We start from the raw sequence: 7,957 nt of genomic DNA, 5'->3' as shown, positions 1-7,957 counted from the left end.
AAACGTAAGGAACTGGCTTCGTTAAAAAGGTTAGCTAAAAAACACAATATGCAATTGGTTTAAAATCAATACATTAAGATATGTGTCATTGGCAGCTTGTCGAAGGGCTGAGCGTAGAGGCCTTTGCTCGCTATCCATCGACGGGCTCAGGATGACAGCCCATTTTGCATGTCATCCCGCTTCCACAGTCCGCAAAATTTTACAACTCAGCATAACAGGGTAAAGAAGACAAACTTTTTGCGCTAATTCCCCCTTCGTAGTCTGTGGCCGGGGCTGGCTTTTTAATTAAAGAGTTTCCCGCGTCTTCCCGGTTTTAATACCGGCAAAATCTTCCTTTTTGCTAAAATACTCCAGGCCTAAAATTAATAAGGTTGAAGTGCCCAAATTCACCTTTTGCGTTATGGGTAATAAATCCCAATTGCTTGTGGCCCATAAGTATACACTATAATAAAAAAACAAAAGGCAAATTACACACAGCAATTTAAACAGCTGGAGCTTTGTTTTTAAAACGAAAACAGTAATAATAATTATACAGGTCCAAAACACGGAGGTTGAAATAATCAACATTAAATCGTGCAGACGGGTTACGGTTAAAAACGTAAAAAGAACATTGGCTAAACCGCCATATTTTATAATATAGCCCGCATTTCTGTCGGGTATTTTTTGGGCCATATTAATAAAAAAAATGGCATAGCTAACCGGGAAGAGGATCATGCCCGCGTATGCCCAAATTACCGAAGGGTTTTCGGCACCATTTAGCGCCCTGGGTTGAAATAAGTTGCTAATAAAATTTTTGCTCCAGCTAAAGCCAACAGCAGTATCATCGTACATGGAGCCGTCCGGGTACACCCAAATGGCTATCGCCATTAAAACAGAAGAAATAATTATCCCTATTAAAACTGCATATTTCCTCATCATTGCCTAAAGTATCGGTTTATAAGTTGCCAATAAGATTAAATGCCTCACCTATTGTTACAAATGCTTTACGTTTTGAAATAAAATTCTCCAAAGGTTGCCTATAATGTAGTTTGAGTTTTGAACTTATTTAGTTGGTACAAGTGTTTGCGCCCTTGTTGCATGTTGCTGCCAACAAGTCTAATATTAGTCGAAAAAAAAACGGTTTCCGGTTAATATTAAAGCCCTCGCATAACCACGATTTGCTGCCTACAGCAACAAAGCGGGCTTTTTTTTGACTTTTGAATTTTTCACAAAGTGATTAATTCTTTATGGTGTTCAAGATAGCAACGCAGTTTTTGCTTTTGAATTACAATGGCGTACGCCGCCGGTAGAAGCGGCGCCAGGCTATCCACTCATACTGCACAAGGCCTTAACCACAGGCCGGTATCCGTTTCTATCCTTTACGCGAAGCAGCGGGTAAACAAAAACACCCGGATGCTTTGAGGCATCCGGGTGTTTTTGTTTACCTTGCTGCGGCTGGTAGTTATAACCTATAGGCGTAGTCGTTCGAAGTCGGAGACATTCGAACAGCGGAAGACTACAAACAACTGGGGCACACGCGACATACGTGCGCCTAAATCTGCTTGTACCGTCGTTGTATTAACTGGTAAAAAGATTTTTCAATCATTGGAACTGAAAGATACGGATAAACTTTATCAGATTTATGATCGCATATTCTTTTCAACTTTTTATTTCGTGTATTCAATATCGCCTTTAATGCTCGTTGGTTATGTACCTTTTCTAAAATTTCCCAACGTACAGAAACCGCAGAATGAAGATCTGGCCAAAAAGATTTTTGCCAATCAAAACATTCATCAAAAAGAAAATCAGGCAACTTACCACTTATATAACTATTGATACTATCTGCGTAAGCATTTATTTTATCATGCCTTTGTTTTATCAAATCTACTTTAAGGCCGACCTTAACAGTTACTTTTTGAGTTGTATCTTTAACTTCTTGTGCAAACAAAAGTTGCACTTTGAATATCACTATAAAAAATAAGAGCATCTTTATTTTCATTGTTGGTCATTTGTTAGTGGTTTACCTTTAAACTTAACAGGGGTTGAGCCATTGCTATATTTAGCTGAGCTTCCAAGTTTAGCATTAGTTTTATTAACAGCATCAGTCTCAACATTAGGGTTATTAGTAACATTTTTATCAATATTATTACTTACAGCTGTAATGGCAGGTATACCAATACTGCTATTAACGAAATTGCCTTTTTGAGCAGTAGTCATGCCTTTAGCTTCGTCAGACCCATTAAAAGCAGATGTTGCATTAACAATAACCTGATCTGCTGTACCTGTAAATGGCGTTGCTTTACCATTAATGTCTATAGTCACGGTAACCGGTAAATTGGCTGCAGCAGTTATTTGGTCTACGTGTATTTTCTCATGCGTTTTAACTTCATTTTCCAATCCCGGATTTTGCGTTTCTATATTTGTTTCAGGTGTTGTTCCTTTAAATGCTGCGGAATATTCGATGGATACAGGTATCTCAATATTTACATTTGTACTCGTAGCGCCAGTTACGTTAACCCCTGTAGCGTTGGTACTTCCTAAATCACTCATTTTCGTGGGATTTGCAGTTTTAGTGTATGTAGACGAGGTACTTATTATGATAGAATCTCCTTCTAAATCTATATTTTTTATCGGATTATTTTCACCATAATTATACGGAGACCACCTTCTCGACTTTTCTGCAAACGGGTCGACACTCGTCCACCTCCCAACAACCGGATCATACAGCCTCGCGCCATAGTCATACAGGCCTGTTTCGTCCTGTAGTTCTTTATGATTATAAAGATACAAGTTTTTTGGATTACCGGCATATGCAGTTGAAGCAATGGTATAGCCAAAAGCATAATAATCATTCCTTTGCAGGTTATAGGGTGCCTGCTGGGGACAACAACAAAGCGGGCTTTTTTTTGACTTTTGAATTTTCCTTTTGAATTAATAATGGCGTCCGCCGCCGGTAGAAGCGGCGCCAGGCTATCCACTCATACTGCACAAGGCCTTAACCACAGGCCGGTATCCGTTCCTATCCTTTACGCGAAGCAGCGGGTAAACAAAAACACCCGGATGTTTTGAGGCATCCGGGTATTGCAATAATTATAACCTATCATGCAGGGCACACGCGACACGCGTGCGCCAGCTTAGGGACGTGCACCTGCCCTGCTTAGGTTATTCCACCCAGTCTTTAGTCTCCTTGGCATAGGTGGCAGAATCAACTGAAGAAATAATAAATTGATTATTTGCTTTTGCTACAGTTAATAATAAATAATTTTTGTCTTTTAAAGTGTAATAGAATGAAGTGTCCTTGTTTCGGGCAGAGAAAAACACTTTCACTGGATGTTTATTAGCCGTGGGCCAGGCTATTTTTCTATCTGTAAAATGATCCTCATCAACAACCTTATCAAAAACAACCTCGTCATCTAAAGCTAATTTAACCTTTGCGTTTTTTAAATTCCCATAAATGTCAATATTGAGGATTTTCTTTGATGTTGTGTTTGTACAACTTAGCAAAAATAATATCATTGATAGGATTATACTACCTATTTGAGCCACCCTTAGGTGCTGCTGGTCTTTCTGCATTTTCATATTGTCGATTAATGGTTTTCCCATGCTGGCGCACGCTTGCCGCGTGTATCAAAATTGTTATTTCAATACCTGTTATTTGCAACATCCATAAATATAATACTAATCATTGCTTATCGGTTGCCGTTAAACAAAAACACCCGGATGTTTTGAGGCATCCGGGTGTTGCATAAGCTTTTATATATTCAAGTCACAAGTCAGCCACCCCAAAGCCCACAGTACAGTACCTTGCGCTAAAGGGTGGATAAGCTTCTATATATTCACGTCACAAGGTCGCCATCGCTCTTACCTCCAACACAAGACTTGTGCTAAGTTGGCACACGCGACACGCGTGGGCCAACTTAAATATCAGTCCGTTTTAGAATTAAAAAAGTGGGTTGAATCGAGTGAATAAAACTGAAACTGATGCTTAATATCTGAATATCCGATGTTAAGATAGTTTTGTTTTTTAAGCGGAAACACCAAGGATGTATCTTTACCATTTACTGCAAAATAAATTTTAATTTGTCGTTTATTTAAGGTCAGTGGCCCTTGGGTAACTTCCGAAAATTGCCTTGTGTTGCTTATTTCGTTGTAGATGACATCATCGTCGATTTTCACGACGACTCTCTCTTTGTTTACGTATTTGCCGTATATGTTGATATATACGGAATTGCTGTACTGTTGTTTGGGGGTGCAAGCCCCCAAAACGATCAGACAACTACTGATTAGACTTTTTATCAGGGACTGCTGGCCTGCCATATTGTTGATTTAGTTTATGATTAATTAAATTGCTAAATATCCCCGACCACAGCTGATTTGGGTCGACGTAGGTGTTGTTTTCTCCGAAATTGGCAGCTGGCTTGCTTCTATCTTGTGGGTTCATGCCGTAATAATTAGTCATTTGTGCTTGTGACCCCCACATGAAATTGTTAACGTTCGGACCGAAATCATAACCGTCATTCGGTAAAAAAACCTGGGGGTGAGGCCCTTGCTCGTCGGGATGCATCAATCCGCCCGTATGACCTAACTCGTGACCTATTTCCCTTGCCGAACCGGTTTTAAGCGTATTGTCGACGCTTCTTTGGGTCATCCAGATATTTAATCCGCCGACTTCCCCGAGGCCATTCGCTGCCGCCCCCTGACTAGCCGCCATATCAGCATTGCTTATTATGTTGATAAGGTGATCGGTGGCCTTGACGTCCGACGTTGATGTTACTACAGACAGATTTGCTGTTGTGGTTATCGAAAACCCCTTACCAATACTTCCCTTAAGCATGCTTTGTATCCCATTCACGTAATCGCTTTTTAAAGTTCCCAATTGCTTTGAGGAATAAGAACCAGTTCTATCCAAGATTTTCCCGTTAAGCGTCAAGTTTAAACCGTTGATTGCTCCCTTCTTATCTCTTGTCCAATTCCATTCCCAGTCTCGTCCGTCTTTATCATTCAAGATTACAGGCGAATTTGCCACATACGCATACGAAGACAGTGTTGGATATTTTTCCGCCAACGGATCCACACTCGTCCACCTCCCAACAACCGGATCATACAGCCTCGCGCCATAGTCATACAGGCCTGTTTCGTCCTGTAGTTCTTTATGATTATAAAGATACAAGTTTTTTGGATTACCGGAATATGCCGTTGAGGCAATGGTAAACCCAAAAGCGTAATAATCATTTTTGCCGATATTGTAAGGTACCAACTGGTTGGTGTTGGTGCTATCCCAGGTGGTGGTTACGCGGGTATTGCCCAGGTGGTCTTTCAGGTCGTACTCATATTTGTATACTGTACCCTTTTTCCTGGCCCGGCCTTCTTCGGTTTGGATGAAGGAGAGTACCGGGGTACTGCCGGTGTAATCATACTCAATGCCGTTAATGTACTCGGTAACGGTAGTGGTACTGCCAGTAGTAGTCAATTTACGCAGTTTGCGGCCGCCGGCATCATAAATATAAGCCAGCGAGGTGCTGCCTTTCACGGCCGTTTGCGGCAGGTTAAGCATGTTGTACTGCTGGGTGAGGCCCTTGTTCAGGTCGGTAACCTGGTTGCCGTTGCCGTCGTACAGGTACTCGCCGGTCTGGCCTGCGCCGTTGGTAAAACCGGCTGTTGTGCCGGCGTCATCAATGCGGTCCACCCGGTTCCCAATGTAGGTATAGTTCAGGCTGTCAATAGCTGTACGGATACCGCCGGGCCTGTCATAACGGTACAGGGTTTGAATATTACCCATGTTATCGTAGCTCAGCTTCTCGTTAAAAAAGCCGTCGTTAGCCGTTGTGGTGGTACTGATGGCGTTCAGCAGCCGGTTCAGCTTGTCGTAGCTGTAATTGTAGGTAAGGGCGGGGTAGCTTGCACCGGCCACGGACCCTGTGAGCGTTTTTACGCTGCCGATGTTGCCGTTGTACTGCGGTGTTGCGGCATCGTCGTACTTGAGGTCCTCGCCAAACTGGTCGTTGGTATCGGTACTGGTCAGCGGGTCGTTGCTCAGACTACCGTTGTTGATATTGGTGAGCCAGCCGCGGGCGTTGTAGCGGTAATCAACCACCTGCAAAAAGTTGGATGTGCCGTTGATGGAGTGCAGTCCCTTCCTGGTGAGCTGTCCCAATTCGTTATAAATGGCCAGCGAGATCCGCACAGGATCCTGGAGGGCATTGGTGCTGTCGCGCAGCTGACTGGACGTCGATCTCCGCCTGCCCATATGGTCATAAGAAAAAGCTTCTACCGATTGGAGTTTCCGGATGGCCGCCGTTTTGCCCGCATTGGAATAGTAATGCAGCCGCACGTTGGATAATACCTGTTTGGTAAAACTATACACGGTGCTCACATCGTCATAGTTGTACTGGCTTAGCGCCGATGAGCCCCCTAGGTAGTGCTGGCTAAAGGTGCGGATCACTTTGGCCTCCTTGTCGTAGAAAAAAGCACTCCACAGGTAATCGCCTGTGGTGTTCAGCACCAGGGTTTTGGTGGCGGTAACCAGCCCGGTGTTATGGCTGCTGTACAATGCGTTGGCAGATTGGTTGTACACGCCCGACAGGCCGGGTATGCCCGAGTACACATCATAGTAAGTAGCGCTGAGCGTGATGGAAAAGCTCTTGGGCCAGGCATTGCCGGTATAGCCGTTGCCGGTAGTTACGGGGTTTTCCCACAACGCGGTAACAGTATCAGCCGCGGCCTGTACACCCACGTGGTAGTCAATGTTGCCGGTAGTGCCAAAATAATAAACGCCTGTTAGTATGGGCCGGCCCATGGCGTCGTACTTGGTAATCGTCCATTCCTGGGGCGATTTCATCCGCTGCACCGAGTCCTGGGTGGCTATCGGCTGGTCCAGCTTGTTATAGATCATAAACTCCCAGCCTTTGCCGGGTACTTTTTTCTGAAACAATCTTCCCCGCGCGTCGTAGCGGTACTGATAGCATTTGGTATCTATGGTAGTTTGGCTGATGGCCGTGCCGCTAATATCGGGACTGGCCCCCGGCGGTAGCACAAAGCACAGGTTGCCCAAATCGTCGTACACATAATAGGTGCTCAGCATTTCGGCAGTAGCGCCGTTAATGTTGTAGCTGCGTTTGAGCACTACGTGCCCTTCCTTGTCCTTATAGGTCTCGGTGGTACCAAAACAGCCGTCGCTGGGTTTCCAGTTTTCATCGCGACTGATGGTTACCATCAGCTGGTTATTGGGATAGGTAGCCGTATTGCCGCCCGCCCGGATTAACGACCGGCTGCCATTGGCATTAATAGGGGCCGTATACAGCGCCACCTTGCGGCTGCCCGTATTGGTGGTAATATTGGTGCTGCTAAAGCCGCTTTGATCGTTAATCGTCATCACGCTTTTTACGGTGTGGTTGCTGCTGGTGTCTGAAGGTGTACCATTCACCTGCCAGGCAGCGCCGGGCGCTCCCTGCTCCAGCGGCCTGCCCAGGGGCGAGGCTTCAAAAGCCGTAACGGCAAAGGGAAACTGCGTAAGTACTACGCCGTTGGTCTGTTTGCCCTCAACGGTGCCGCTTGTGGGGTTGTAATACGCCTTCACCCCGGTGGTAGCCCCAAGGGCATCGCCGCGGTAGCTGCCGTAGCTGGTTGAGGTGTTTACATAAGGCAGGTATTTCACGGCCTCGCGCCCGTAGCTGTCATAAGCCGATGGCAGGATGATGTCATTGCCCACTGTACTGGCCTGCTGCTGCACGGTTTGCAGGGGGCGGCCCAGCCCATCCACGTACTGGATGCTGGTCATTACCGAGTCTTTCAGTCCCGTAAGCGAATCGAGCCGGGTATTGCGGGTAATGGCTACCCGCGGTACGCGGGTGCGTACATAGTTTTGCATAGTGGTTTGTGCCTGCGTGGCGTTGCCGGTTATAACCATGCCGGCCAGCAGTAACCATTTATAATATGTTTTTTGATGTGATTCCATTTTTCTGTTTAAATAAGTTATGAT

General features: G+C 45.0%; 5 protein-coding genes. All 5 read right to left on the bottom strand.

Annotated elements, in window-relative coordinates; translation table 11 throughout:
* Positions 1–285 precede the first annotated feature (285 nt).
* The 5 genes from FHS10_RS21055 to FHS10_RS21035 all read right to left on the bottom strand — a co-directional run bounded on the left by FHS10_RS21055 (position 286) and on the right by FHS10_RS21035 (position 7,933).
* Positions 286–918 (bottom strand): hypothetical protein, encoded by a 633-nt coding sequence (locus tag FHS10_RS21055; RefSeq protein WP_259094325.1) that lies wholly within the window; start codon positions 916–918, stop codon positions 286–288.
* Between the two features lie 613 nt (positions 919–1,531).
* Positions 1,532–1,978, bottom strand: coding sequence for a hypothetical protein (locus FHS10_RS21050; RefSeq protein WP_259094324.1), 447 nt, complete (start codon positions 1,976–1,978; stop codon positions 1,532–1,534).
* Positions 1,975–2,841, bottom strand: coding sequence for an RHS repeat-associated core domain-containing protein (locus tag FHS10_RS29375; RefSeq protein ID WP_259094326.1), 867 nt, complete (start codon positions 2,839–2,841; stop codon positions 1,975–1,977). The genes FHS10_RS21050 and FHS10_RS29375 overlap by 4 nt, the downstream gene beginning before the upstream one ends.
* Before the next feature lie 300 nt (positions 2,842–3,141).
* Positions 3,142–3,558: a hypothetical protein gene (locus FHS10_RS21040; RefSeq protein ID WP_259094323.1), complete on the bottom strand. Its 417-nt coding sequence runs from the start codon at positions 3,556–3,558 to the stop codon at positions 3,142–3,144.
* A 697-nt stretch (positions 3,559–4,255) separates the two neighbouring features.
* The gene (locus FHS10_RS21035; protein ID WP_259094321.1) at positions 4,256–7,933 is read right to left on the bottom strand and encodes a DUF6443 domain-containing protein; all 3,678 of its coding nucleotides are present in this window, start codon (positions 7,931–7,933) and stop codon (positions 4,256–4,258) included.
* Between the last annotated feature and the right edge of the window lie 24 nt (positions 7,934–7,957).

Source organism: Mucilaginibacter dorajii (assembly GCF_024808255.1).
In the GTDB taxonomy this organism is placed as follows: Bacteria; Bacteroidota; Bacteroidia; order Sphingobacteriales; family Sphingobacteriaceae; genus Mucilaginibacter; species Mucilaginibacter dorajii.
Note: the sequence above shows the minus strand (reverse complement) of the source record. Positions and strands in the feature narration are given on the sequence as shown.

Coding starts and splice junctions, on each gene's coding strand:
- FHS10_RS21055 (WP_259094325.1), bottom strand. CDS start 918: ATGATGAGGAAATATGCAGTTTTAATAGGGATAATTATTTCTTCTGTT.
- FHS10_RS21050 (WP_259094324.1), bottom strand. CDS start 1,978: ATGAAAATAAAGATGCTCTTATTTTTTATAGTGATATTCAAAGTGCAA.
- FHS10_RS21040 (WP_259094323.1), bottom strand. CDS start 3,558: ATGAAAATGCAGAAAGACCAGCAGCACCTAAGGGTGGCTCAAATAGGT.
- FHS10_RS21035 (WP_259094321.1), bottom strand. CDS start 7,933: ATGGAATCACATCAAAAAACATATTATAAATGGTTACTGCTGGCCGGC.